Below are 25,020 nucleotides of genomic sequence, written 5' to 3'. Positions count from 1 at the left end.
TTATTTCTCAGATTTCGAAGCTTTGCGTTTTCTAATAAATGCTAAGCCTAAACCGCCAAGTAACACTGACCATAGCATTGTGTTTGTTTCAGTTTGACCTGATTTTGGCAGTTCTTTTTTTACGTTATCAGTCGAAGTATTTGAATGGTTTGCATTCTCAGATACTACACTTCCATGGTTAGTTGCCCCTACGTGATGACTTGAAGATTTTGTGCTTACCACACTCAAGTTAAGAGTGTTAGAATTTATTGTTTGCTTATCATGGCTTTCTTCTTGATGATTTGCATGGGCACCATGATTCATATTGTGTGAAGCATCTTTACTCTCTACATCTTCATGTGACTGTGCTTTTGTATCATTGTTATCTTCTTGATCTGAGATAACCTCGTCGCTATCATCTTCAAAAATGTCTCCGTCGATTTCATAAAGTGGTTCTAAGCCTTCATCATTTCCATTAGTGTCATCAGAAGAATGGTTGTCTTCATCATTATTTGAAGTATCGTCACCATTATCAGGTCGTTCTCCATTATCTACATCATGATCTGTATTTGAACCATCATTTTCAGAAGGTGGATTAGGAGTTGTATCGTCATTATTAGACTCCCCATTAGTATTTCCCGGGTTATCATTAGATTGGCCGTCGTCCTCGTTCTGACCACCTGTTAAATCTTCTAATTCCCAAGCAGATGTTGTGCCAGACAATTCGAATGACACGATTAACATTGGTTTGCCGTTAGGACTCCTTTCAGCACTTTCAAAAGTAATGCCCTCAGGTGAAATATCTTTATTATCTGGGTCGTATAAATATTTCACAAAATACGGTTCATTAGGATTTGTAATATCATAAATCATAATACCACCAACACGTTCTAAACCGACAAAGGCATATGAATGACTACCTACTTTACCAACGACCACATTTTCAGCTTCTGGACCTTTATCATCACTTCGGTCATCTACTTTAATGTCATCGGCTGATTCATAATTAGCATTAAAGCGTTCAGGTAACACGTCTAAAACGCGTTGCTCAATATCGCTGCCACTGTCATAAATCATTTCTAAATCAGAAGCTCTTAAAATAGAGAATGAACGACCACCATAAGATACAAGCGCATTGTATTTACCATTTGCATCTTTAAACGCATGCGATGTTGTAACTTTCAAACGACCCAATTGTTCGTCATCAAACAAGCCATTCTCCACCATATCATCTAGTTCTGCTTGCGTGTAACCTTGATAATAACGTGCATCCAATTGAATATCATCTTTCAATTTCTTCACACGTTTTTCTTCAGAATAACCCTCATAATCTTGAGAATCGCCTTCGTTCGCAATCAATAAATAGGTTTCGCCATTGTAGTCATACGTATCGATGCCATCTGGTTGTAACAGTCCTAATACTGGCACACGTCGCAACTCAGATTTACCATCTTCATCTGATGCATCCATTGCATTTTGTGCTAGTGAATGATCTTTGTAAGGTAACCCTTTCACTTGAACGATTTGTCCTTTTGCGATATCAACCTTTGCAATGGCACTGACTTCCTGTAATGTTACATAGGCATATTTACTTTGACTATCTACCGCAATATATTCTGGTTCAATATTCAAGTAAGCATCTTCCGAATTATGACCTAACGCACGAATACCTTCTTGATGTTCTTTCGTGAACATTGCTGTACGCACATTATTGTCAGTCACATTAGCTGGGCCACCTGTCACATCAATGACTGACACAGATCCTGGTGGGTTAACAGTGTAATCGTCGCTCGGTTCCCCTTCATTAGCTACTAATAAATATTTACCATCTTTAGAAAAAGTGACCATATCAGGAAGACTGCCTACCGTCACATTATTGATGTAATCACCATTTGAACCATAGAATACAACATATCCTGGCTTCGTCTTATCCACTGCTGGCGCAGACACGGCTACATAGTCTCCACTCGGATGTACCATTACACTTGTTAAATCACCCGCTTCAATTTCATTATCTTGTAGATAAATACGCTTCACTAAATTAATTGCGCCATCTTTTCCAGGATGTTTCACATCAATAATATCCAATGCTTCTTTATCGCCATTTACCGAATACGCATAGCCATTCTTCGGATTGTACTTCACAATTTCTGTGCCACCATTCCCGAAATCCGCACCACTTGTATAACGACCTTTATGCGTAATATTTAACTGATCTTGACCAGTTCGAGATGCATTCTTTGTACGTTGTGCTGACGTCCATTCAGGCGTTGTAGATAGAATCGCTATTGGTTGTTGGTCTTGCGTATTCGCATCACGTTGTAACGCATTGAAGAGCACTTGTTTTTGTTTTGGAGACATGTGCTTCATTTGTGTTTGAGGTACGTCTGAAACTGCGACATCATTCTCTTCTGCAGCAGTTACTTTATTCATTTCTTCTTTTGAAAAAGGTTGAGCGTTAGTACGTGTCGCATTAATATTTGAAACTTCTTCAGATGACGTTACGTTGGATTGAGATACCTCAGAATTTGCTTTTTGGTCAGTTTGTTGTGTCGTATTACTTTTTTCTGATTGTTTGTTTTCAGTAGTTAGTTGTGTTGAATTTTTAGTTTCTTGTGTAGGTGCTTTTTGCGTGTTGCTTTGTGAAGATGTTTCTTTAATTTCATGTTGAGGCTGTACTTCAGTTTGTGATTGTTCTTTTTTAGATTGAACTTCAGTAGTTGATGTCTCTTGTGTCATTACTTCTTGTTTAGAGGTGGGTTGTGTCTTTTCCTGTGTAGGTTGCTCAGTCGAAATTTTTTCTTGTTTCATTACATCATCAGATGCTTTATTTTGTTGTGTTTTTTGTTCTTCTTTAGATTGTTCTGATGCTTCATTACTTTGAGTATCATTATGTATAACTTCGTTTGACTGCGTTTCCTCAGTAGAAGAATCCTCGTTAGTCTTTGTCTCTTGTGTAGCTATCGTCTTGTTTTGTGGTTGTTCAACACGTTGCGTTGAGGCTTCATGACTCGGTTGATCTTCAGTTGATTGCGCTTGTGACGTTGAAACCTTTTCAGAAGTATTAGTCTCATTACTTTCGGTAGCAGACGCTTGGCCCCCACCTAAAAATAATAAACTCCCAACTAATATAGACGCCGCTCCGATAGAGTATTTACGAATTGAAAACGACTCACGCTTATTCCCTAACTGCTTCTTATCCATAAAAAATCCCCCTGTAAGATAAAAGTGTATACACCACCATCTTACAAGAGGAATATTTATGGATTATTTGGAGTGAGTAAAGAAATGGTAAAGTGCAAATAATCACACTCACAACAATTTAATACAATTATTCTACACTAGAATAACTCACTATAATACTTAACTCACCTTCAAATTTAATTTCATTATCTTCAGTTGTCAAAATAAAATGTTTACCTTTTTCTATTTCAAAATTTTCACCATCAATATTAATTTTACCATTACCTTCTATTACTGTTATTAAGCAATAGTCATGTGGTTTCTCATAATCTAAAACACCTTGTATATCCCATTTTTCCACAGTAAAGAATTCATTAGATACAAATTGAGTAAATTTCTGACCGTTTCTATGTTTCTCAATAGGTTCTGTGTTAGGGTCTTGATTCGAAATATCAATAACATCTTTACTTTGTTCTAAATGTAGGTCACGCGTATTTCCATCTTTATCTTTTCTATCATAATCATAAATTCTATACGTAGTATCCGAGGACTGTTGTGTCTCTAGAATCATGATACCTGACTCTTCAGAAAGACTTTCAATAACTTCAAATAAAATATTAAAAATAAAAGGATAAAGCTTTTTAATATTGCCTGCTAATGGGTTATTTAAATACACTTTTTTAACGATTCTTAAATATGTTCTGCTAAAAGGTAAACTCTTTATCATTCATTAGAAGTTTGTAAGCTAAATTAATAATAGCCTTACTATCTTTTTCTATAATAGGATTTAGCATAGCCTGAATATATTTAATATCGTATTCTTGATTGTTTAATACATATCCCTTAGATTTAGCACTCTTGATTATTGTATTTTCAAATTTGTCATTCAAAATTTTTATATCGTTTCTAACTGTTCTATTGGACACATTTAGATACTCAGCAATTTCATTAGCGCTTAAATATGTATAGGGATTGCTTAAAAATAATTTGATTAACTTCTTATGTCTTTCAATCATCCTCACACCTCCTTAACATTCTTCTTGTGCTTGATCATTTTAATATAATTTTATATTCCAGATTTGATAATAGTAATATACTTAAACTTCAGTGTTCATTATATAAATTATTCAATTGTGGAATGAGCTTCTAATCATACGTAATAAAATCCCCTTGTAAGATAAAAGTTTATCGACTTTTATCTTACAAGGGGATTAATTTCAATATTGATTATTAACTCTTTTTATAACTCATCGTATTTACTATTATTATTTTTACTTTTTTCAACAGGATATTTCTCAGCATTTTTCACTAGTTTTTTTCGAATAATGTCATTAATATCAAAATCTAAGTTGTCTGCTAACATATAACTATAAATCAATACATCTGCTAATTCCTCAGCTAGTCTTCCTTGTTTATTTTCTACTACTTCTTCTGGTGTTTTCCATTGAAATAATTCTAATAATTCAGCAGCTTCTAAACTGATAGATAAAGATAAATCCTTTTCATTATGAAATTGTCTCCAATTACGTTCATCTCTAAATTGATTTATTTCTTTTAATACTTCATGTATTTCATTCATCATTCTCACCTCGTGAAGCTTTTTTAAGTGCCTCTCTCAATTGGTCGTCTACAGCATAAATATATAGTCCATTTACCCCTCGAGTTAATAGAACGTTTAATTCATTTTTCAAAAGCATATCTGAATAATATTCTTTCGAACCGTCTTGCAATGTTCTTCTTTGAGTTACTTTCTTATTAGCACTGCAAGATTTGTCAAATACAATTTGTCCATCCCTATATTTAACTGAAGGACCAATAATAACTCCTGCATAATTCAAATCCAATCCTTGAATAGAGAAAGTTGAACCTATTTCATCTATTGTCTGTTCCTGCTCAACCCAAGGTAAATCTTTAACTTTTCTTTTAGGTTTTATTTGATAGTTCCAAGGCATTGACCAATTATCAACTTTTACTCTCCAATAATCTTCATCTTTAGGCGGTTTACTATTATATTTCCAATCAAATGTAGCAAGCATTCTTGATATACCACTATCTGTATTTTGAGCTTTATTTTTTATCGCAACCTCTAACTCATTAGGTGAATCAAATACTTTAATTTCATAGCCTTTACTGTCTTTTGGAAGTTTGTTTATAGTTTGATTATCAATTAAATTTCTTATCCAATTGAAAGTAGTTTCATCACTATTGATACGCATTTGATTTCTTAATATAACTCGATTATTTATATTTTCCGATTGATTATAGTATTTTTCTAACTGTTCTTCTTCCCATATTTGTCCAGTTGTTAATACTTGCTTTAAATCTAATACAATAACTACGACTTTAGCTCTTTGTAATAAATCATCTAAATGATTTTTTCCTTGATAACTCTGCTGTCCTTGCGTTAGTAGCAAATGTGCTTCATCAACTATTACTACATCTACTTTATTCTCTGGATTATGGCTATTGATAAAGCTAGTTGGTTTTCGTACTATTTTATTAAATTTACTAGAAATCCCTAGTTTTTTAGCTATTTGATCATAAATAGTTACATGTTCATTGTGATTTACTAAAAGATTTATATCTAAATTCTGATTTAAATCTAAGTTATACTTACCTAGTTCGTATAATAATGTACTCATTAGTACAGTTTTACCTGACCCTGCTTCACCTTCAACAATTATCAATTGACTCTCTTCATTTGATAAAATTGCTGCTTTAATTTTATTTAATATCTCCTCTTTTGCATTTATTTGTTCTTGAGTTAATTTGTGAAATGGAGAAGCTTTAAATATAGCAGAATCTTTTATTATACTTTCAATTGGGAATAAAGCCCCATTCTTTTTATGTAGTGATTGCCAAATATTTGAGAAAATTTCATCTAATTTTTCAGAAGTATAATATTCATTTTGTTGATTAGTCCTACTGTTATGCACCATTGAAATATTATCTACACTGAGCAAATATTGCATGAGTCTATTTTCAATATCTAGCGTTAATGACTTATTAAATAATTCATGACCAATGACATACATTGAAGAATTATCTGATTCTGAAAATTCTTCCCAAAATGCTTTGACTTTTGTATCCGCATTAAGATGCTGTCTTGTCCTACTTTTAATATCTCCAGTCTCACCAACATAAACTTCAAAATCATTTTTCTCTTTTTTATCATTTATTATGTAAACTGTTGGATATCTTAGTAAAAACTTTCCATCTTTAGATGTTTCCCATTTTTGCACTGATTCATTTAGTTTGTCTATTGAATATTTTATATTTTCAATTTTTAATAATTGTCCCATCTCATCACCTATATAGCATATCGTCTGATAATCCCATTTTATCAATTTTCGGACTAATTTTATCAAGTTTTCACCAAATTTTATATATACAAACCGAAATTCAAAAGAAAAAGAGATTTCTACACTAAGTAAAAATCTCAACTACTATTCAATTAAGTTTAATGAACTTAACATTATATTTTAAATTATACTGAAAGCGTGAGCTTCATTTAGCTTTATGTATGAGGATCAACTCATAAGATTAAATAAAAAGTTTGATACATAGGTTTCTAGAAAAGCTGCAATAATGATTAATGGTAATGCGATCAATACATAGGATTTGATTACATTGATTAAGTTAACTTTTATCGCGTAGTTTTCTTTTTTACTTTTCCTAAAGAGATTGGTAAACCGACGTGTGATGGCTTTGTTTAGCATATACAACGCACTTGTTAAAATACAAAAGCCCATGATTTCAAATGTATAATGTGGGATAAATGCTATACTCCCTATCAACCCTTTATGTAAATCAAAGCTCAGAAGAAAGCCTAATAGAATTCCGGGCATAATAATGGTAACCACTAGATTAATCAAATAAAGATAAGGTATAGGTAGTAAGGCTAAGATAAACATTTGTAGTGGAACTCGGAAACCATTATTAACGATATACTTCCAAACTTTTTCAAGTCCTTTAGTGTTGCCAAATTTTTCACTCGCATTTCCCATATTTTTCAAGTCATTGAAAGATGGATGAACAAAATAACAGAATATCGTAGTAATGATTAAACAAATGGTAGCAACTACAAAGATTTTCACGGCACGTTTAATAATTTCCAAATCGAATGATTTTAGCATAAGCAACCTCTCTTTTATCTCTTATACTAACAAACATAACATGAGCCTGGGACATAAATAATAGGATGATGCTATTTTGCAAATTCGCAGTAGCTGACTAAACTGAAAAGGTGCTTAAATCAAGCTTTTTCCAGTTTTAGTCATCCTTGCGGGGGGTGGGACGACGAATTTAAAAAGAATTCTGTCCCACTCCCCCTATAACTATTTCTAGCAAAGGAGTCAAAATATATTTAGCAGTCTTATTTAAAGAATTTTTCTACTATCGTTTTAGACGCTATGCCCTTTTCAAAGGTACAGAAACGATTGTAAAAGGCTTTATATTTCTCTCTATATTCTTCTTGTATGTCATCAATATTTTTTATTGCTTCGATTAAGCCATCATTTGTTTTAATTTGTGGACCTGGTGCTTCTTTTTCAAAATTAAAATAAAAGCCACGTAATCTGTTCTTATAAAATTCTAAATCATAGGTGAAGAATAATAATGGTTTCTTTGTATTTGCAAAATCAAACATGACTGACGAATAGTCTGTGATGCATATATCTGTAATTAAGTATAGATCACTGATTTCAGGATATTTGGTACCATCGACGACAAAATCATTTAGTGATTCACTTAAATTTAACGCGTTACTAATAATAATATGTGGGCGTAAAATGAGAATATATTCATCCCCAATACTTTCCTTCAATCTTTGTAAGTCAAGTTTTAGATTGATGATGTGTTTTTTGGCTTTATTAATTTCATCATCTCTAAATGTCGGTGTGTATAAAATGATTTTTTTATTACTTTCAATACCTAGTTGAGCTTTATATGATTTTTCACCAATTACCCACACTTTTTGATTTTCCTTTTTTAAGAAGTTGGGACATTTTGATCTTTTTAACTCATCCACATATGTTAAGTAACTATCGATGTCATACGTATTAATTCTAAAAGATAAATTACAACCTTTCATCGTGAAATAAGGTGTAAGTGACACTATATTACCGTTAAACTCAGTAATAATTTCACCTTTTAATAGCTTTTCCGCCATTATTCTAGGATTTCCGATTTTTATTCTTAAATTCTCCGATGATTCTAGTACTTTAATACTTAAGTAAATATCTATAATATCCTCATTTTTGTATTCATACTTCATGAATTCTATCAAATCTTTATAGATTTCTACCGAAAAATTATAAGTATATGCATTTTTCGTCTTTCCAATTTCTTCATGATTGATATTTACGAATGTTTCTCTGTCAGTCAGCCTCGTTTTTATTGATAGTTGCACAGTTTCTAATGTGAAATTCAGTATCGCAAACTGACCTTTTATACACGCTGCAGTGTTGTTTATTTTAATATTATCAATATGTCTTCTTGAAAAATATGTTTTTTTAAATCAACCTCCTCCAATGATAAATGTAAATCCCCATTGGTGTCTTCCACATCTATTGAATTAAATTCGTTTTTTATGTAGAGCTTTTCAATCTTATTAATAGGATTCTCAAAATAGATATGTAGTATTGATCCATCTTGTTTAATAGTTTGCAATTAAACCCCTTCTTTCAGCTAAAATCAAATTCCCATAATATTATAGTGATTTTTTATTATTTTTTTAATTATTTATAAATATATCTACTTTCGAACGGTAATATGCGTTACAATATAAATACAATATTTAATAGTAACCAAAATATATATAAATCTTTATTTATTATATTATAATACATGTAATTACTTTTAATGTTTTTATAAATATAATTTTTTATATTTACTACAATTTAAAGGGGTTAGTAAAGTGAAAAAGTTAATTTTAATTTTCAACAGTGTCTTATGTTTAATGTTTTTAATTAAATATAGACAACTTAAGAAAGCTCACCATTTTTACTTAACAAACATTGAATCTGAAGATGATAAATTGAATAAAATGGGCATGTATAAAGATAAAGATGGAAATATTTATCCAATAGAAGAGGCAATTGAATGAATCAAACAGTTTAATTAATCTCACTTATACATAACTAAGTTTTGAAATTATTAACTTTTATTCCAATAATAAAGAGAGTTGAACAGAATTCATATTGAATTCGTTGTTCAACCCCCGCAAGGATGACTAGAACTGAGAAAAGTTTAATTTAAGTGACTTCTCAGTCCATTCAGCTACTGCGAATTTGTAAAATAGCACCATTATATTTTTTATTCCCAAGCCTTATTGTAAATTATTCAGGTCTAGGGTTACGTTTCATTTTCACGTATTGAGAAATACTGTATAATACGATACCGAACCAAATGAGCGCAAATGTAACCAATTGTTGCGCATCAAAATGTTCTTTAAAGGCGAAGATACCTAAGAAGAACATGATTGTTGGACCAACGTATTGAATGAATCCTGTTAGAGATAACGGAATACGTTTGGCACCCGCTGAGAATAAGATTAATGGAATGGCAGTTACTGCACCTGATAACATTAACCAGAATGTGTCCATATTCAAACCTACTGATGATGTTCCAGTATTCCATAAATAAATCATATATATTAATCCGGCTGGCGCTGTAACGATACATTCAATTGCAATACTGATAATGGCTTCAATTTTAACAATCTTCTTCAACAAGCCATAAATACCGAATGAGAATGCTAACATTAATGAGATGACTGGGAATTCTCCAACGCGAATCGTCATATACAGAACTCCGATTGTCGCAAAGATGATTGCTAGCGTTTCAAATTTATTGAATCTCTCTTTTAGGAAAATGAACGCCAATAATATACTTACTAATGGGTTAATATAATAACCTAAACTAGATTGTAGTACGTGTCCATTTGACACAGCCCAGATGAACGTTCCCCAGTTGATTGTAATCACATAACCAGCAATAATAATGACGATTAGTTCAATTGGATGTGAGAATAAATGTTTTAAATCACGTTTGAACGTTTGTGATTTCTTTAAAACTACGATCATTAGTATCATAAAGATCATAGATAATACAATGCGGTAAGCTAAGATTTCAAATGCACTAACGCCACCAATTAATTTCCAATAAATTGGCAAGATACCCCATAATACATAAGCACCTAACGCATATAGAATCCCTTTTTTAAATTCAGTATCGGAATTCATCCTAACCCTCCTTACGGTATAACCCTGGAAATATGTTTTAATTAATAAAACTATGGTACCAATAGTTAAGAAAGTTAGGTATATAAACTGCTCAAATTATTCAAATTCTTAGTAATTTAGGTTGAATTTATTTGATTTTAGACATCCGAACCTCTAACATCACACAACCCGAAGTCTACCTTTTCGCCAAACAAAAAAGAATCAGCCCCTAGAAAGTCGCTGATTCTGACATAAATATTGATATTCAATTATCCACCAAAGAATAAATCGACAATATCACTCGTTCTATTATTATTTGTTTTATAAAATTCAGTACAACCACAATTTTTACAAGTTATTGTTTTAAAGTTGTTATGCTGCACATCAAACATCTTAGATAGTCCAGATCCTGTTGCTGATAATGTTCCTTCTTCCACTTCCGTATGTCCACATTTCACACATCCGTTTCCTGTGTTTCCAGTCATAAACAACATTCCTTATATTGTTTCTTACTTGTTCTATAACCTGTTTCCTATCATTTAATCTTTAAATAAGTAATAACTTATTGCGCATTTAAAATATAATTAATGACATTTTTTCATTGCCAAATTCAAACATTTTCAATGGAATTTCTCACATAATTATCATAAGTAGAAGTTTCTTACATTGGGCTTAAATATAGTTGTGAGACTCTCACCATGACCTTGTCACAATTACTGTGACAAAGTCGCATTTTCTTTGTGTTGTATACGCTTTCCTATGCCATTACAATTGAATTATCAAATCAGAATAAAAAAAGAGGTGTAGTTATGGCTCAAACAGAGACACAAGAGAAAAAAGGTCTCGGCCGTAAAGTTCAAGCGTTTGGTTCATTCCTTAGTAGTATGATTATGCCAAACATCGGTGCGTTTATCGCATGGGGCTTTATTGCTGCGATTTTCATTGATAATGGTTGGTTCCCTAACAAAGAATTATCTCAATTAGCAGGGCCAATGATCACATATTTAATTCCATTACTTATCGCATTTAGTGGTGGTCGTTTAATTCACGACTTACGTGGCGGTATCGTTGCGGCAACAGCAACTATGGGTGTTATTGTTGCATTACCAGAAACACCAATGTTACTTGGTGCAATGATTATGGGACCACTTGTTGGTTGGTTAATGAAGAAAGTTGACCAATTCTTACAACCTAGAACACCACAAGGCTTTGAAATGTTATTCAATAACTTCTCAGCAGGTATTCTAGCATTCATTATGACAATCCTTGGCTTCAAATTATTGGCGCCAATTATGCAATTCATCATGCACATCTTATCTGTAGCAGTTGAATTCTTAGTACACTTACACTTATTACCAATCGTAAGTATCATCGTAGAACCAGCTAAAATTTTATTCCTTAACAACGCGATTAACCACGGTGTATTCACACCTCTTGGTACTGACCAAGCTGCAAGTGCAGGTCAATCAATTTTATTCGCAATCGAATCAAACCCTGGACCAGGTATCGGTATCTTATTAGCGTACATGATCTTCGGTAAAGGCACAGCGAAAGCAACTTCATATGGTGCAGGTATCATCCACTTCTTCGGTGGTATTCATGAAATTTACTTCCCATATGTATTAATGCGTCCATTATTATTCATCGCTGTTATTTTAGGTGGTATGACTGGCGTAGCAACTTACCAAGCAACTGGTTTCGGATTCAAGAGTCCAGCTTCACCAGGTTCATTCATCGTGTATTGTTTAAATGCACCTAAAGGTGAATTCTTACACATGGTATTAGGCGTATTCTTAGCAGCACTTGTTTCATTCGTAGTTGCAGCATTAATTATGAAATTTACTAAAGAACCTAAACAAGATTTAGAAGCAGCAACAGCTAAAATGGAATCTACTAAAGGTAAAAAATCTAGCGTGTCTTCTAAATTAACTGGTGCGACAACTGGTACTGGCGCAGCTGGCGTAGCTGCTAACAAAGCTGATGATGAAGATAAAAAAGAAGCTTCATCAGAGGATGAAGAAGAAGACTTACTTGATAACTACAACACTGAAGACGTAGACGCTCACGACTATAGCAACGTAGACCATGTTATTTTCGCATGTGATGCGGGTATGGGTTCTAGTGCAATGGGTGCAAGTATGTTACGTAATAAATTCAAAAAAGCAGGCATTTCAGACGTTAATGTTACAAATACTGCTATTAACCAATTACCAAATAATGCACAACTTGTTATTACACAAAAAACATTAACAGACCGTGCAATCAAACAAGTTCCAAACGCAATTCATATCTCAGTGGATAACTTCTTAAATTCTCCACGTTATGAAGAGTTATTAAACAACTTGAAGAAAGACCAAGACAAAGCATAATTAAATAGTTTAAGAGTCGAACATATTATTTCTATCACTTATGTTTAGACTCCTTTCAAGGGGGACACACCATGTTAATGAGTATACGTGAAAAGGAAATCATTGAACTGCTAATTAAGTATTACGGTCAATACGTCACGATTTATGAAATTGCTCAACAACTTGGCGTGTCCTCTCGTACTATTCATCGTGAATTAAAAGGGATTGAAACCTACCTCCAAGGCTTCAATATGACACTTGAACGGGCAAATAAAAAAGGGATTAAGTTATCTTGTGATTATGACCAGATCCGACTGTTAAAACAAGAAATGGCGCAACACGATACCATTGACTTGTCTGTTGAAGAACAAAAGGCAATTATTCTATATGCGCTCATTCAATCAAAACATGCTGTTAAGCAATACAGCTTGGCTCAAGAAATTGGCGTATCTGTTCAGTCATTAACCAAATTGCTTGATGACCTAGAGAATGATCTCGCTAGCTATCAACTTATCCTTTATCGCAAGCGTGGTGAAGGGGTATATCTTGATGGCCCCGAATCAAAGAAACGTGAGTTCTTAAGTCAATTGATGGTCAACAACTTGAATAGTACAAGTGTTTACTCTGTTATCGAGAACCACTTCGTCTATCAATCGATTAATCAATCACAACAAGCTTTAGTCGACCTTGATAGCATATTTAAGATTGAACGTATTTTAATGGATTACCTAGGCCAATTACCTTATACCTTAACAGAATCGAGTTATCTGACCTTAACCGTCCATATCGTGTTAAGTATTGCGCGTATTCAAAATGGTGAATATGTATCGATTAATGAAGATATTCATAATTCTGTAAAAGACACATTTGAACATCAAATTGCCACAGAAATTGCGAAACGTATAGAGACACTATACGACATCGACTTTAACCAAGCGGAAGTCACTTTTATAACAATTCATTTACGTGGTGCAAACCGTCGAACAACCTTCAAGATGTTTGAGAATAATGAATTTGACGACCGTAAAATACAAGCATTTGTAAATCGTGTAGAGCGCTTATCAGGCCAATCATTCGAAGACTATGCAACGCTTGTTCATGGATTATCATTGCACATTAATCCAGCGATTAATCGTTTGGAAGCAAACATTGAAACGTACAATCCACTCACCGAGATGATTAAGTACAAGTATCCTCGTCTCTTCGATATTGTACACAAGGCCATCGATCAGACATGGCCAGAGTTAGTCTTCCCGGATAGTGAGATTGCCTTCATCGTTTTGCATTTTGGTGGCTCCTTGAAAAGTCAGTCCACCCAACTACTACATGTTTTAGTTGTCTGCAGTAGTGGTATTGGAACAAGTCGATTGTTGGCAACACGATTACAACAATCTTTTAATGAAATAGAGAAGATTACACAAGCGTCCGTCAGTGATTTGAAAATGTTAAACCTAGAGGATTACGATGGCATTATTTCAACGGTTAAATTGGATATCACAACGCCATTTATTACCGTCAATCCATTGCTACCAGAATCCGATGTAGCGTATGTAGCATCATTCTTAAAGACAACAGAGCATATAGCGAAACAACATGAAGAGAACGAAATGAAGCATTCGATTCAAGACCCTGATCAAGTGGTCATGAACATCGAACACGGCTTATCATTGTTGAACTCTATGCAATTTGAATACAAAGATGTAACTATTTGGAATCATTATTTAGCTGACTATCTTGAGGAACATGGCGTCATTGCGCCGAATAGTCAGACGTCATTCGCTGAGCTGTTGCAAGATAAATTAAATCAGAATCCTGGTTGGATATTGCAACCCTATCCCGTTGCGATTCCACATATGAAGAATGATTTAATATTACGCCCCCTCATTTTAATCACGATATTAAATGAAAGTTTGGGCATGCAAAGTACTCAAAATGACCTTTTCAAAATTAAATATATGGTTAGCCTATTCATCCCAAATAATGATGAAATGGCACAACTTGTTGGGGAATTATCTGCTGAATTAGGACATCATCTCGAGCAAATTGATGACTTCATGCAAGACCCTGACGCTATGAAACACATATTGAGAGATAGCTTTTTAAAACGAATTCACAATCAATTAACTTAGGAGTGTAAAAAATGACTGAATTATTTAGTAATGACAATATCTTTTTAAACGTATCTGTAGGAAGCCAAGACGAAGCAATTGAAAAAGCTGGTCGTGCTTTAGTAGATAATGGTTCTGTAAACGAAGCGTATATCCAAGCAATGAAAGAACGTGAACAACTTGTTTCAACATTCATGGGTAATGGTTTAGCAATTCCTCACGGTACTGACGAAGCTAAAGGTGATGTATTAGCATCAGGTTTAACATTACTACAAATTCCTGAAGGCGTAGATTGGAACGGCGAAACAGTTAAAGTTGTTGTTGGCATCGCTGGTAAAGATGGCGAACATTTAGACTTGTTATCTAAAATCGCAATTACATTCAGTGAAGAAGAAAATGTTGATCGTATCGTCAACGCTAAATCTGCTGAAGAAATTAAACAAGTCTTTGAGGAGGCTGACGCATAATGAAAGCTGTACACTTCGGAGCTGGAAATATTGGCCGTGGATTCATCGGCTATATTCTTTCAGATAACAACATTGATGTAACATTTGCAGACGTTAATGAGGAAATTATTAATGCATTAGATAATGAAGGCGCGTATAACGTTATTCTTGCTAATGAAGAAAAAACAACAACACGCGTTACTGGCGTTCGTGCGATTAACAGTGGTCAACCTTCAGATGAATTGAAACAAGCAATTCTTGAAGCTGACATTATTACAACTGCAGTTGGTGTGAACATCCTTCCTATCATTGCGAAATCATTTGCACCAGTCTTAAAAGAGAAGGAAAATCACGTTAATATCGTAGCGTGTGAAAATGCGATTATGGCGACTGATACGCTTAAAGAAGCAATCTTAGACATCACTGGTCCATTAGGTGATAACATTCACTTCGCGAACTCTGCAGTTGACCGTATTGTCCCACTTCAAAAGAATGACAATATCTTAGACGTTATGGTTGAACCCTTCTTTGAATGGGTTGTTGAAAAAAACGCTTGGTACGGTGAAGAGTTAGAACATATTAAATATGTTGATGATTTAACACCTTACATCGAACGTAAATTATTAACAGTTAACACTGGTCATGCTTTATTAGCATATGCTGGTCGCTTCTATGATAGAGATACTGTATTAGATGCTGTTAAAGATGAAGCTATCGTTGCAGATTTACGTCAAGTATTAGGTGAAACAAGCGAGTACATCGTTGATAACTTCAGTTTCACTAAAGAAGAACAAGCGGCTTATGTTGAGAAGATTATTGGTCGTTTCAAGAATCCATACCTTTCTGACGAAGTAACACGTGTAGGTCGTGGAACAATTCGTAAAATCGGTCCTAAAGATCGTATTATCAAACCTTTATCTTATTTATATGAAAATAATTTACGTCGCAAAGGCTTATTAAAAGCAGCAGCGTTATTATTAAAATATGATGATATGAACGATAAAGAAACAGTTGAAATGCGTGAATACATTGATGCACATGGTGTAAAAGCATTCTTACAAGAATATGCGAAAATCAATGACCGTTTAGCAAATGAAATTGTAGCTGTTTATGAAGAATTGTAATTCATTACTTTAACAATTTAATTACCTTAACAGGTAAATTAAGTTACTTAAATGTTTGATAGTAATTTAATGTGTGCAGTTTACACAATACTGCGTATTGTTGCTACTCGCTTGCTCTAGGTATAGCCTGAGACAAGTTGTTTATAATTGAAAAGAGTTAAATCACTTTATAAACCTTTTTCAAAGTCTTGTAGGTTGTGATTTAACTCTTTTTTTATTTAGATTTTGTCTCAGTGCTAATGCTATTCCTAGTAGCGTCTCGCAGCCAATACTTTGTGCTTTTAGTAAATGAGATTTATACCTTTATTAATATATTTATTTTAATGGTTTAATCGCTACGCTAATTAATAAGTTACATAAATAACACATTAAAACCCCCAGCAACTTTGACGAGCCTGGGGGAATTTTCATGCTAATAATGCTAGTTACGTATATATAATTCGTTTTGTATAATTTATAATCAAATCGCTAATGTGTTAAAAAGTATAGATTATCAATGTATTTTACTAAGAAAAGATAATAATCGATCTTCCTTAATGATATATCGCTTTTGCAAAAGATACATCTGCACTTTCACCAATCACTTCCGATAGTGAAGGATGTGGTTGTATAATTCGAGAAATATCATTTAATGTACCGCCCGAAACCTTAATTCCCAAGATTTCACTAATTAAATCTGTCGCATGAGGTCCAACGATAAATCCACCTAAAATTTTACCATCCTGCTTATTCACTACTATTTTAACCATTCCTTGTGTTTCACCTTTTAAGATTGCTTTCGGATTCTTCTGAAAAGGCGCAGTCGTCACTTCAACCTCATAACCCGCTTCTTGTGCTTGTAATTCTGATAAACCTACTGACGCAGATTCCAATCTTGTATAAATACATCTTGGTATATCCTCTTGATTTATCGGTTCTGGTTGTTTGCCTGCAATATATTCTGCCACATATTCACCATGTGCACTTGCAGTATGTGCTAACTGATAGCCTGGCACTAAATCACCAATCGCATAGACGTGCTCGTAACTAGTTTCATAATGTTCATTAACTTGTAAACATTTGCCATTTTGTTCTAAATTAAGCGCCTTAGCAACTTGAACATTAGGTTGTCTCCCTGTCGCAAAGAGTAATGTTTCATATGGTATTTCTTTAGGGCCATCTTTTCCATCAATTTCCAAAGTCTTGGCATTTACTTTCTTAGTTTCTGAATTGGTGATGATGTTAACACCTTGTTGTTTCAAATAGGTTGATAGATGGTCGCGTATTTCTTTAATTTCACTAGATAGGATGCTATCGCCCTTTTCCAAAATCGTAACATCTACGTCTAAATCAGCCATTGATGAGGCTATTTCCGAGGCAATAACGCCGCCGCCAATAATCACAAGTTGTTTCGGCAGTTGTTCCATATCGAAAAATGTATCAGCTGTTTCAAAGTGCACTTGGTCTAGCCCTTCGATTGGTGGTACGAATGGCTTTGTTCCTGTCCCTAAGATAATATCTTTCGCGGTATAAATAGTTTGATCGACTTGAACTTTTAATCCTTCTAATACTTCTGCTTCCCCTTCAATAAAATCAACGTTGTGTTGTCTTAATGCGTCTCGAACATCATCAGTCACTGTCTTAACCACTTGATCTTTACGTTGTACGAGACTAGTTACATCAATGTCTATGTGATTCGTCTTAATTCCCCAATTGTTTGCAGAATGAATATCTCTCACTTTAGCACCATATTCTAAAAATATCTTCGACGGTATACAACCTACATTGAGACATACACCACCAACGTGCTGATTCTCAACAATCGCTACATCTTTACCTAGTTGCGCTGCTCGAATTGCTGCAACATAACCTCCAGGTCCTGCTCCAATAACGATCAAATCATACGATTTAGACATCATTTGTACCCCTTTCACCTTTGCAGTTGTTTTCATCCCTTAATAACCTTTGTTATGAACATAACCACTTGTCTAATGTGTAAGCGTTTTTATATACTTTCAATTATATATTAGAGTTATATTTTTATAATTTCAAATAAACGTAAGTGACAGAATTTTTACTTTTTCAATAAAGGGCTTTGTGTTGTGTGAAAGGATTGGAAGTGTGGTTCGAGACATGAAAAGACCCCCAGCATTGTTTGTGTACTGAGGATCTTAATCAAATTAAATATATTTGTTATTAAAGAATTAAGAGATATGGATTTTCAATATATTTAGCTAATACTTTTAAGAAATCGGCAGCGCTCGCACCATCAAGAATTTGATGATCAAACGTTAAACTTAATGGAATACGTGATACTTGTTTAACACTATCTCCTTCAAGTACAACTTCTTTAGAAAGTGCACCTACACCTAGGATTCCTGTTTCACCCAGGTTAAGAATTGGTGTGAAATATTCGATGCCACTAGTACCCATGTTAGTAATTGTAAAAGTAGCACCTGCCAGTTTAACATCATTTGTATTACCATCACGTACCGCTTCTGCTGAAGATTTAATCTCTTTAGCTAAAGCACCAATACTTTTAGTGTCTGCATTATTTATAACTGGTACCATTAACCCTTCGTCGAGTGACGTTGCTACACCTAAATGAACATTATCATATTCTGTAAGTTGACCATTTTCATATCGAGCATTCATTACACCATAATCTTTAAGTGCTAAGACGATGGCTTTAGTTAGCAATGCTGTGACAGTCAATTTAGTATCTTGATTTGCATTCTCAAGTTCAGCTGATAGTTTGTTTTTGAAATCTAACAAACGGTCAGCATCCACTTTACGATGTAACGTAAGTTGTGCTGTTTCGGCCAAGCTTTGACGCATATTCTGTGCTATACGCTTACGCATTGGATTTAGTCCTTCACCGACATTAGCACTGTTAAATTTAGTGTTCTTATCCTCTTTAGATTGCATATCCTCATTTTTTGCTTCAATATCATATCCTTGCTCTGCTACACGTTGAATATCTAATTTTGTTATACGATTATTACCGCCTGTACCTTGAATTCTAGTGATATCAAAGTTTTTATCCTCTGCCATCTTGCGTGCAAGTGGTGATATAAAGATACGTTTACCATTTTGGGGTTCAACATTATTAGACTTATTTGTATCTTCATCATGATTACTATCATCTTCATTATCAGAAGTTATATCGTTGGTTTGTTGCTCTTCATCGTCTGATTGTGAGTTATTGGATTCTTCATTATCATATTCAGTCGTACTACTTGATTCAGTACTTTCCCCTTCATCACCTATAATACCAAGTACAGATTTAACTTCAGTTTCTTCTCCGGCTTGAACTTTAATTTCGAGTAATATACCACTAGCTGGTGCTTCAACGTCTTGAGTCAATTTCTCAGAACTAATCGTACATACACTTTCACCTTGTTCAACCACATCTCCCTCTGCTTTAAACCACTCTTCGACTGTTCCTTCTTTCATTGTCATACCGAGTTTTGGCATAATAATATTTTCGCTCATCGTTCAACACCTCCTTGCCTATGAATTAACTTTTTTCAAGTCTTCAATTAGTTCAGATGCGACATCTAATACTTTATCTACATTTGGTATATAGGCTTGTTCAAGGTTTGCTGCGAATGGAACTGGTGTATCCGGTGCAGTGACTTTCTTGATTGGTCCATCTAAATAATCAAAACCAATATCACCAATAACAGATGCAACATCTCCCGCTACATTACATTGTGGATTTGATTCATCAATCACAATTAAACGACCTGTCTTCTTCACTGATTCTAGAACTGTTTCTTTATCCCATGGTGACACAGAACGTAAATCAATAACTTCAACTGAAATGTTATCTTCTTCTAATTTGTCTGCTGTTTGTTCAGCTACTGCCACCATTTTACCGATTGCAACAATTGTTAAATCATCACCTTCACGCGTCACTTTCGCTTTTCCAATTTCTATTGTGTAAGGTTCTTCAGGCACATCACCTTTTTGTCCTAATAATGTTTTATCTTCTGAAAAGACTACTAAGTTATCATCTTGTACTGCTGCCATTAATAAACCTTTAGCATCATAAGGATTAGAAGGAACGACTACTTTTACACCAGGTATTGTTGCAAACATGTTATACAATGATTGAGAATGTTGTGCCGCTGCGCCTGCACCAGCGCCATGAACTGTACGTACAACTAATGGAATTTTAGCTTTACCACCAAACATGTAACGCATTTTTGCACCTTGGTTCAAAATAGGATCTAAACCGAATCCAATAAAGTCATTGAACATTAATTCTGCAATAGGACGCATACCGGTAGCAGCTGCACCTACAGCAGAGCTGAGTGTAATATGCTCTGCGATTGGTGTGTCAATAACACGATCTCGACTATATTTTTTCGCAAGTCCTTTAGTTACACCAAAAACGCCACCAAATGTATCATCATCTTTAATATGTTCTACACCTGCACCACCTGAAACGTCCGTACCAATGAGAATAACATTATCATCTTGTTCCATTGATTGATCGATTGCTTCGTTAATTGCACCCATAAATGTTAACTTGCGTTCTTCACTCATAGTTATGACCTCCTTTTAGGCAAATACATCTTCGTGTAATGAATCTACATCTGGTAATTCACTTTCATCTGCATATTTCACTGCATCTTCTACTGCTTGTTTAGCTGTTTGTTCAATTTCATTTAATTCTTCTTCTGTTAACCAACCTTCTTCAAGTGCTTGACGTTTAAAGTCTTCTGTTGCGTTTTTGTCCGCATTACGATCATTTGGTGATTTAACTTTTTGTTCGTCCCCTTCAAAATGACCATATTTACGATACGTGTCACACTCAATTAGCGTAGGGCCTTCACCATTTTTTGCTCGTTCTACAGCTTCTTGCGCTGCTTTATAAACTTCAACGACATCCATGCCATCCACTCTGACACCTGGCATGTTATAAGCTGAAGCACGCTCTGCAATTGTTTCTGAAGCACTGGCATAATCATGTGTTGTACCTTCACCGAATTGGTTGTTTTCACAAACAAAGATAACTGGAAGGTTTAAGATTGAGGCAAAGTTAAGGCCCTCATGGAAATTACCTTCATTGGCTGCACCATCACCAAAGAAACATACAGCAACATTCTTTTTACCTTGATTTCGAATAGAAATACCTGCACCAGTAGCAAGTCCGAAGCCACCACTTACGATACCATTGGCACCGAGCATTCCTTTATCTATTTCTGCAACATGCATGGAACCACCTTTTCCATGACCAAGTCCATCACGTTTACCCATTATCTCCGCCATCATGCCATTAAGGTCACATCCTTTGGCAATTGCATGTCCGTGTCCTCGGTGTGTACTTGTAATATAGTCGTCGTCTTCAAGTTGTGACATTACACCAGTTGCTACAGCTTCTTCGCCTACGTATAAGTGAACAAAACCAGGAATCTTACCGTCACTAAAGATTTTATGCACCTTTTCTTCAAAATATCGAATTTCATTCATCGTTTTATAAATCCAACGTGCTTGTTCTTTTTCCATCGTTAGTTCCTCCTATCATTCATTGATTTGTTCTGTTATCACATATGAATGGCTTTTCCAAAGTATGCATACGCGCTCTCGCCAATTGCTTCGGATAGAGAAGGATGTGGTTGAATGATGTTAGATAACTCATTCATTGTACCTTCTGAAACTTTGACACCTAATACTTCACTGATTAAATCTGTAGCATGTGGACCAACAATAAAAGCACCTAAGACCTCTCCATATGCTTTATCAGTTACAATTTTGATAAAGCCTTGTACTTCTCCTTTTACGAGCGCCTTTGCATTTCCTTGAAAAGAAGATTGTGTAACAGATACGTCATAACCCGCTTCTTTAGCTTGAGACTCAGATAAACCAACTGATGCTGCTTCAAGACGAGTATAAATACAACGTGTAATATTGTTTGGAGATACTGGCGGTGGTTTTAATCCAGCCAAAGTTTCAACAACATGTAATCCATGTGAACTCGCTGAATGTGCAAGTTGATAACCCTTAACAAGGTCTCCAATAGCATATACATGATTAATTGTTGTTTGATAGTGTTCATCGACTTGTACAAATTTACCATCCATATCGATATCTAGATCTTCAGCTACCTTGATGTTCGGTTGTCGACCAGTTGCCACTAATAAAGTATCAAATGACACATCTTCATGATTATCCAAAATCACTTTAGAGGTTGTTACTTTAGATATCTTTGCGCCTGTTAAAATTCTTATACTTTGATTCTTCAAATGGTCCTTTAACAGTTCACGTACTTCTTCAATCTCGGTGAGAAGAATATCTTCATTAACTTCAATCATCGTAACCTCGACTCCTAAATCAGCCATTGAAGATGCTAACTCAGTAGCTATAACACCGCCACCAATAATTGCGAGTTGTTTAGGCAACGTTTCTATATCAAAAAATGTGTCTGTCGTTTCATACTTTATGTCATTTAATCCTTCAATAGGTGGAATAAAAGGTTTACTACCAGTTGCTAGAATAATATCTTTCGCTTGATATGATTGATTACCAACTTTAACTTCTAAATCTTTCGTTACAGTAGCTTCACCTTTAATGAAATTAACTTTGTTTTTCTTTAATAATTGCTTCACACCACCTGTGAGCGTGCTAACAATGTGTTGTTTCCGTTGTACTAATTTAGAGAAGTTTACTTTCATCCCTTGTGTCTCAATTCCCCAATCATTGGCCTTACGTATATCATGTGCTTTCGTTCCATGTTCGAGTAGTGTTTTAGAAGGTATGCAACCTACGTTTAAACAAGTCCCCCCTGCGTTTGTTTTCTCTACAATTGCAACCTTTTGACCTAATTGTGCAGCGCGAATAGCGGCAACATATCCACCAGGTCCTGCACCAATCACAATCAAATCATATGAGTCCGTCATCACTATCACCCACTTCCGTAAGATCGTATCGTTGTGCATCCCAATATATTCTGTAAAAACATAGAAATGAGATATAGCATATTCTTAATGTAAACGTTTTCTCATTCCTTTAATTACATTCTATACTCATGATTCTGAATTTTCAAATAATTGTAAAATTAAATTTTTATATACTTATTTCTATCATTTCATATAAGTTTTATAAGATTTGGAAGATTATCTTGCTACTCACTCAAATAAAAAACCCTCTACCCACGTTAGATAGAGGGTTGTATTACGGTTGCAATTTCATTATTGCACCAAAGTTTTGTTGTGCGTTTGTGAATGTAATAAATGCAATGAGTTCAACAATTTCTTCTGTTGTTAAACTGTCTTTAAGTACTTTTATAATATTGTCCGGAATTTGGTCACCCATCTTAATAAAAACTTCTGTGAATCCTATGCAAATGGACGATTTTTCATCTTTAAGACTGCCGGTAGGTTGACCTTTAGCTTTACAGTACTGACAACCGTTCTTTTGCGCTAACATTCTTCTTAACTCTTCTTTTAATTCTTTGCTAAGTGCGCTGTCACTTTCTAACACATCACTTAGTTGTGTCCATAATTGCATTATTTCTTCTTGATGACCTAATAATTTTTGAAAGGGTGTATTACCATTGTTCGAAGACTCTATAATCGACATGTGTTATCTCCTTTTTAAACTAATGCGTCTTTAATCTTTTGCAGTCCTTTTATCATGATTTCACGTGGAACAGCGATGTTTATTCTGATATGTCCTTCTGCGTTATGAACGAATTGTTCTTGTCCTTCAATGATAACGCCGGCGTGTTTGATGAAATATTTAGCGATTGGTTCATCTATGTGTTTTGCTTTAATGTAATAGCTTAGATCAACCCATGCGAGGTAGGTTGCTTCTGGAATTTTAAATTCTGCATGTGGCAGTTCTTGTTCTAAAAATTGTGCTAGGTATTTAAAGTTATCGTCTAGATAATCATTCATAGCAGCTAACCAGTCTTCGCCCTTTTCATAAGCTGCCTGTGTCGCAACGATACTTAATGGATTCTCAGAACTAAAGTGATGTAACTTCCATGTCTTTAATAATCTTCTATTCGGAATAATGATGTTTGAGAACATTAAGCCTGCTATATTAAATGCCTTACTTTGCGACATTGCGGTAACAATCTTATCGTAATCTGGCACTGCTTTTGCAAAAGGTACATGTGTTTGACCGTCACGTTTAATGTCGCAGTGAATTTCATCTGATATGATCCATACGTCATTATCGACCATAATTTGTCCCAATTGCTTTAATTCCGCTTCTGACCATACACGACCTGTTGGATTATGTGGATTAGCAAAAATACATAATTTAATATTTTCTGTTTCCACTTTTTGACGAACATCTTCAAAGTCGATTTCATAGTATCCATTATGATTTATCATCGGAGAATATACCGTCTTAATATTATTTTTATCACAAACCATTTTAAAAGGACCGTAGCTCGGCGTTAAAATCAACGCTTTATCGTCGTTGTCACAAATATAGCTTACAAGTTCAATTAAACCTGCAACAATCCCATGAGAAAATACAAGGTGATCTTGTGGAAATGTATAACCAAATCGTCGTTCTGTCCATGACACAAAAGCCTCATAATAATCTGTGCCAAATATGTTGGTATAACCTAGAATCTTTTTATCGAGTCTGTCTCTTATCGCATCTAA

At 34.4% G+C, this 25,020-nt stretch carries 21 protein-coding genes and 2 pseudogenes; 5 read left to right on the top strand and 18 right to left on the bottom strand.

Annotated features, from left to right (window positions below; all coding sequences use genetic code 11):
- From HMPREF2715_RS07030 to HMPREF2715_RS12255, 9 genes and pseudogenes are all read right to left on the bottom strand, one after another.
- Nucleotides 1-3,183, bottom strand: coding sequence for a choice-of-anchor I family protein (locus HMPREF2715_RS07030; RefSeq protein ID WP_070632249.1), 3,183 nt, complete (start codon nucleotides 3,181-3,183; stop codon nucleotides 1-3).
- A 127-nt stretch (nucleotides 3,184-3,310) separates the two neighbouring features.
- Nucleotides 3,311-3,742: pseudogene (locus HMPREF2715_RS07025) on the bottom strand (class I mannose-6-phosphate isomerase); the annotation flags it as partial.
- A 45-nt stretch (nucleotides 3,743-3,787) separates the two neighbouring features.
- Nucleotides 3,788-3,889, bottom strand: a pseudogene (locus HMPREF2715_RS12430) (hypothetical protein); the annotation flags it as partial.
- Entirely contained in the window at nucleotides 3,867-4,178 is a 312-nt protein-coding gene (locus HMPREF2715_RS07020; RefSeq protein WP_053024397.1) for a helix-turn-helix domain-containing protein, read from the bottom strand. The pseudogene HMPREF2715_RS12430 and the gene HMPREF2715_RS07020, both read right to left, overlap by 23 nt.
- A gap of 224 nt (nucleotides 4,179-4,402) precedes the next feature.
- A complete protein-coding gene (locus HMPREF2715_RS07015; protein WP_037550799.1) occupies nucleotides 4,403-4,741 on the bottom strand; it encodes a nucleotide pyrophosphohydrolase in 339 nt (112 codons plus the stop codon).
- Nucleotides 4,734-6,464 carry a DUF2075 domain-containing protein gene (locus tag HMPREF2715_RS07010; protein WP_070678411.1) on the bottom strand — a complete coding sequence of 577 codons (1,731 nt, stop codon included), beginning with the start codon at nucleotides 6,462-6,464 and terminating at the stop codon, nucleotides 4,734-4,736. The genes HMPREF2715_RS07015 and HMPREF2715_RS07010 overlap by 8 nt, the downstream gene beginning before the upstream one ends.
- A 228-nt stretch (nucleotides 6,465-6,692) precedes the next feature.
- Nucleotides 6,693-7,298 carry a stage II sporulation protein M gene (locus tag HMPREF2715_RS07005; RefSeq protein ID WP_070678413.1) on the bottom strand — a complete coding sequence of 202 codons (606 nt, stop codon included), beginning with the start codon at nucleotides 7,296-7,298 and terminating at the stop codon, nucleotides 6,693-6,695.
- Between the two features lie 239 nt (nucleotides 7,299-7,537).
- Nucleotides 7,538-8,650 carry a CDP-glycerol glycerophosphotransferase family protein gene (locus HMPREF2715_RS07000; protein ID WP_371106741.1) on the bottom strand — a complete coding sequence of 371 codons (1,113 nt, stop codon included), beginning with the start codon at nucleotides 8,648-8,650 and terminating at the stop codon, nucleotides 7,538-7,540.
- Nucleotides 8,632-8,832: a hypothetical protein gene (locus HMPREF2715_RS12255; RefSeq protein WP_053024394.1), complete on the bottom strand. Its 201-nt coding sequence runs from the start codon at nucleotides 8,830-8,832 to the stop codon at nucleotides 8,632-8,634. The genes HMPREF2715_RS07000 and HMPREF2715_RS12255 overlap by 19 nt, the downstream gene beginning before the upstream one ends.
- Nucleotides 8,833-9,079: 247 nt before the next feature.
- On the opposite strand from HMPREF2715_RS12255, the gene HMPREF2715_RS06990 reads away from it, so the two are divergent.
- Nucleotides 9,080-9,268, top strand: coding sequence for a hypothetical protein (locus HMPREF2715_RS06990; RefSeq protein WP_053024393.1), 189 nt, complete (start codon nucleotides 9,080-9,082; stop codon nucleotides 9,266-9,268).
- Nucleotides 9,269-9,500: 232 nt separating this feature from the next.
- On the opposite strand, the gene rarD is transcribed toward HMPREF2715_RS06990, so the two are convergent.
- Nucleotides 9,501-10,406, bottom strand: coding sequence for an EamA family transporter RarD (rarD, locus tag HMPREF2715_RS06985; protein ID WP_070632258.1), 906 nt, complete (start codon nucleotides 10,404-10,406; stop codon nucleotides 9,501-9,503).
- A 248-nt stretch (nucleotides 10,407-10,654) separates the two neighbouring features.
- Nucleotides 10,655-10,870, bottom strand: coding sequence for a zinc ribbon domain-containing protein (locus tag HMPREF2715_RS06980; RefSeq protein WP_053024391.1), 216 nt, complete (start codon nucleotides 10,868-10,870; stop codon nucleotides 10,655-10,657).
- 324 nt (nucleotides 10,871-11,194) lie between these two features.
- On the opposite strand from HMPREF2715_RS06980, the gene HMPREF2715_RS06975 reads away from it, so the two are divergent.
- From HMPREF2715_RS06975 to HMPREF2715_RS06960, 4 genes are all read left to right on the top strand, one after another.
- Entirely contained in the window at nucleotides 11,195-12,754 is a 1,560-nt protein-coding gene (locus tag HMPREF2715_RS06975; RefSeq protein ID WP_070440448.1) for a PTS mannitol transporter subunit IIBC, read from the top strand.
- A 71-nt stretch (nucleotides 12,755-12,825) separates the two neighbouring features.
- Nucleotides 12,826-14,862: a BglG family transcription antiterminator gene (locus tag HMPREF2715_RS06970; protein ID WP_070440446.1), complete on the top strand. Its 2,037-nt coding sequence runs from the start codon at nucleotides 12,826-12,828 to the stop codon at nucleotides 14,860-14,862.
- Between the two features lie 11 nt (nucleotides 14,863-14,873).
- A complete protein-coding gene (locus HMPREF2715_RS06965) occupies nucleotides 14,874-15,308 on the top strand; it encodes a PTS mannitol transporter subunit IIA (protein WP_011274562.1) in 435 nt (144 codons plus the stop codon).
- Complete coding sequence (locus tag HMPREF2715_RS06960; RefSeq protein ID WP_070440444.1) at nucleotides 15,308-16,411, top strand: mannitol-1-phosphate 5-dehydrogenase; 1,104 nt, start codon at nucleotides 15,308-15,310, stop codon at nucleotides 16,409-16,411. The genes HMPREF2715_RS06965 and HMPREF2715_RS06960 overlap by 1 nt, the downstream gene beginning before the upstream one ends.
- 533 nt (nucleotides 16,412-16,944) lie before the next feature.
- Here HMPREF2715_RS06960 and lpdA (HMPREF2715_RS06955) read toward each other — a convergent pair.
- From lpdA (HMPREF2715_RS06955) to HMPREF2715_RS06925, 7 genes are all read right to left on the bottom strand, one after another.
- Nucleotides 16,945-18,306 (bottom strand): dihydrolipoyl dehydrogenase, encoded by a 1,362-nt coding sequence (lpdA, locus tag HMPREF2715_RS06955; protein ID WP_070632265.1) that lies wholly within the window; start codon nucleotides 18,304-18,306, stop codon nucleotides 16,945-16,947.
- Nucleotides 18,307-18,586: 280 nt separating this feature from the next.
- Nucleotides 18,587-19,885: a dihydrolipoamide acetyltransferase family protein gene (locus HMPREF2715_RS06950; protein WP_070839718.1), complete on the bottom strand. Its 1,299-nt coding sequence runs from the start codon at nucleotides 19,883-19,885 to the stop codon at nucleotides 18,587-18,589.
- Nucleotides 19,886-19,903: 18 nt separating this feature from the next.
- Nucleotides 19,904-20,944 carry an alpha-ketoacid dehydrogenase subunit beta gene (locus HMPREF2715_RS06945; protein WP_070440438.1) on the bottom strand — a complete coding sequence of 347 codons (1,041 nt, stop codon included), beginning with the start codon at nucleotides 20,942-20,944 and terminating at the stop codon, nucleotides 19,904-19,906.
- A gap of 15 nt (nucleotides 20,945-20,959) precedes the next feature.
- The gene (locus tag HMPREF2715_RS06940; protein ID WP_070440436.1) at nucleotides 20,960-21,907 is read right to left on the bottom strand and encodes a thiamine pyrophosphate-dependent dehydrogenase E1 component subunit alpha; all 948 of its coding nucleotides are present in this window, start codon (nucleotides 21,905-21,907) and stop codon (nucleotides 20,960-20,962) included.
- Nucleotides 21,908-21,945: 38 nt separating this feature from the next.
- On the bottom strand, nucleotides 21,946-23,298 hold the full coding sequence (lpdA, locus tag HMPREF2715_RS06935; RefSeq protein ID WP_070839715.1) for a dihydrolipoyl dehydrogenase: 1,353 nt from the start codon (nucleotides 23,296-23,298) through the stop codon (nucleotides 21,946-21,948).
- 274 nt (nucleotides 23,299-23,572) lie between these two features.
- Entirely contained in the window at nucleotides 23,573-23,980 is a 408-nt protein-coding gene (locus HMPREF2715_RS06930; protein ID WP_070440431.1) for a carboxymuconolactone decarboxylase family protein, read from the bottom strand.
- Between the two features lie 14 nt (nucleotides 23,981-23,994).
- Nucleotides 23,995-25,020: MalY/PatB family protein (locus HMPREF2715_RS06925; RefSeq protein ID WP_070632269.1), on the bottom strand; the 1,026-nt coding region annotated here is incomplete at its 5' end.

It is taken from the genome of Staphylococcus sp. HMSC062A01, assembly GCF_001836805.1.
Taxonomy (GTDB): domain Bacteria; phylum Bacillota; class Bacilli; order Staphylococcales; family Staphylococcaceae; genus Staphylococcus; species Staphylococcus haemolyticus.
The sequence above is the reverse complement of the archived record's forward strand: the minus strand, read 5'-3'. Positions and strand labels throughout refer to the sequence as shown.

Coding starts and splice junctions, on each gene's coding strand:
- HMPREF2715_RS07030 (WP_070632249.1), bottom strand. CDS start 3,183: ATGGATAAGAAGCAGTTAGGGAATAAGCGTGAGTCGTTTTCAATTCGT.
- HMPREF2715_RS07020 (WP_053024397.1), bottom strand. CDS start 4,178: ATGATTGAAAGACATAAGAAGTTAATCAAATTATTTTTAAGCAATCCC.
- HMPREF2715_RS07015 (WP_037550799.1), bottom strand. CDS start 4,741: ATGAATGAAATACATGAAGTATTAAAAGAAATAAATCAATTTAGAGAT.
- HMPREF2715_RS07010 (WP_070678411.1), bottom strand. CDS start 6,464: ATGGGACAATTATTAAAAATTGAAAATATAAAATATTCAATAGACAAA.
- HMPREF2715_RS07005 (WP_070678413.1), bottom strand. CDS start 7,298: ATGCTAAAATCATTCGATTTGGAAATTATTAAACGTGCCGTGAAAATC.
- rarD (WP_070632258.1), bottom strand. CDS start 10,406: ATGAATTCCGATACTGAATTTAAAAAAGGGATTCTATATGCGTTAGGT.
- HMPREF2715_RS06980 (WP_053024391.1), bottom strand. CDS start 10,870: ATGACTGGAAACACAGGAAACGGATGTGTGAAATGTGGACATACGGAA.
- HMPREF2715_RS06975 (WP_070440448.1), top strand. CDS start 11,195: ATGGCTCAAACAGAGACACAAGAGAAAAAAGGTCTCGGCCGTAAAGTT.
- HMPREF2715_RS06970 (WP_070440446.1), top strand. CDS start 12,826: ATGTTAATGAGTATACGTGAAAAGGAAATCATTGAACTGCTAATTAAG.
- HMPREF2715_RS06965 (WP_011274562.1), top strand. CDS start 14,874: ATGACTGAATTATTTAGTAATGACAATATCTTTTTAAACGTATCTGTA.
- HMPREF2715_RS06960 (WP_070440444.1), top strand. CDS start 15,308: ATGAAAGCTGTACACTTCGGAGCTGGAAATATTGGCCGTGGATTCATC.
- lpdA (WP_070632265.1), bottom strand. CDS start 18,306: ATGTCTAAATCGTATGATTTGATCGTTATTGGAGCAGGACCTGGAGGT.
- HMPREF2715_RS06950 (WP_070839718.1), bottom strand. CDS start 19,885: ATGAGCGAAAATATTATTATGCCAAAACTCGGTATGACAATGAAAGAA.
- HMPREF2715_RS06945 (WP_070440438.1), bottom strand. CDS start 20,944: ATGAGTGAAGAACGCAAGTTAACATTTATGGGTGCAATTAACGAAGCA.
- HMPREF2715_RS06940 (WP_070440436.1), bottom strand. CDS start 21,907: ATGGAAAAAGAACAAGCACGTTGGATTTATAAAACGATGAATGAAATT.
- lpdA (WP_070839715.1), bottom strand. CDS start 23,298: ATGACGGACTCATATGATTTGATTGTGATTGGTGCAGGACCTGGTGGA.
- HMPREF2715_RS06930 (WP_070440431.1), bottom strand. CDS start 23,980: ATGTCGATTATAGAGTCTTCGAACAATGGTAATACACCCTTTCAAAAA.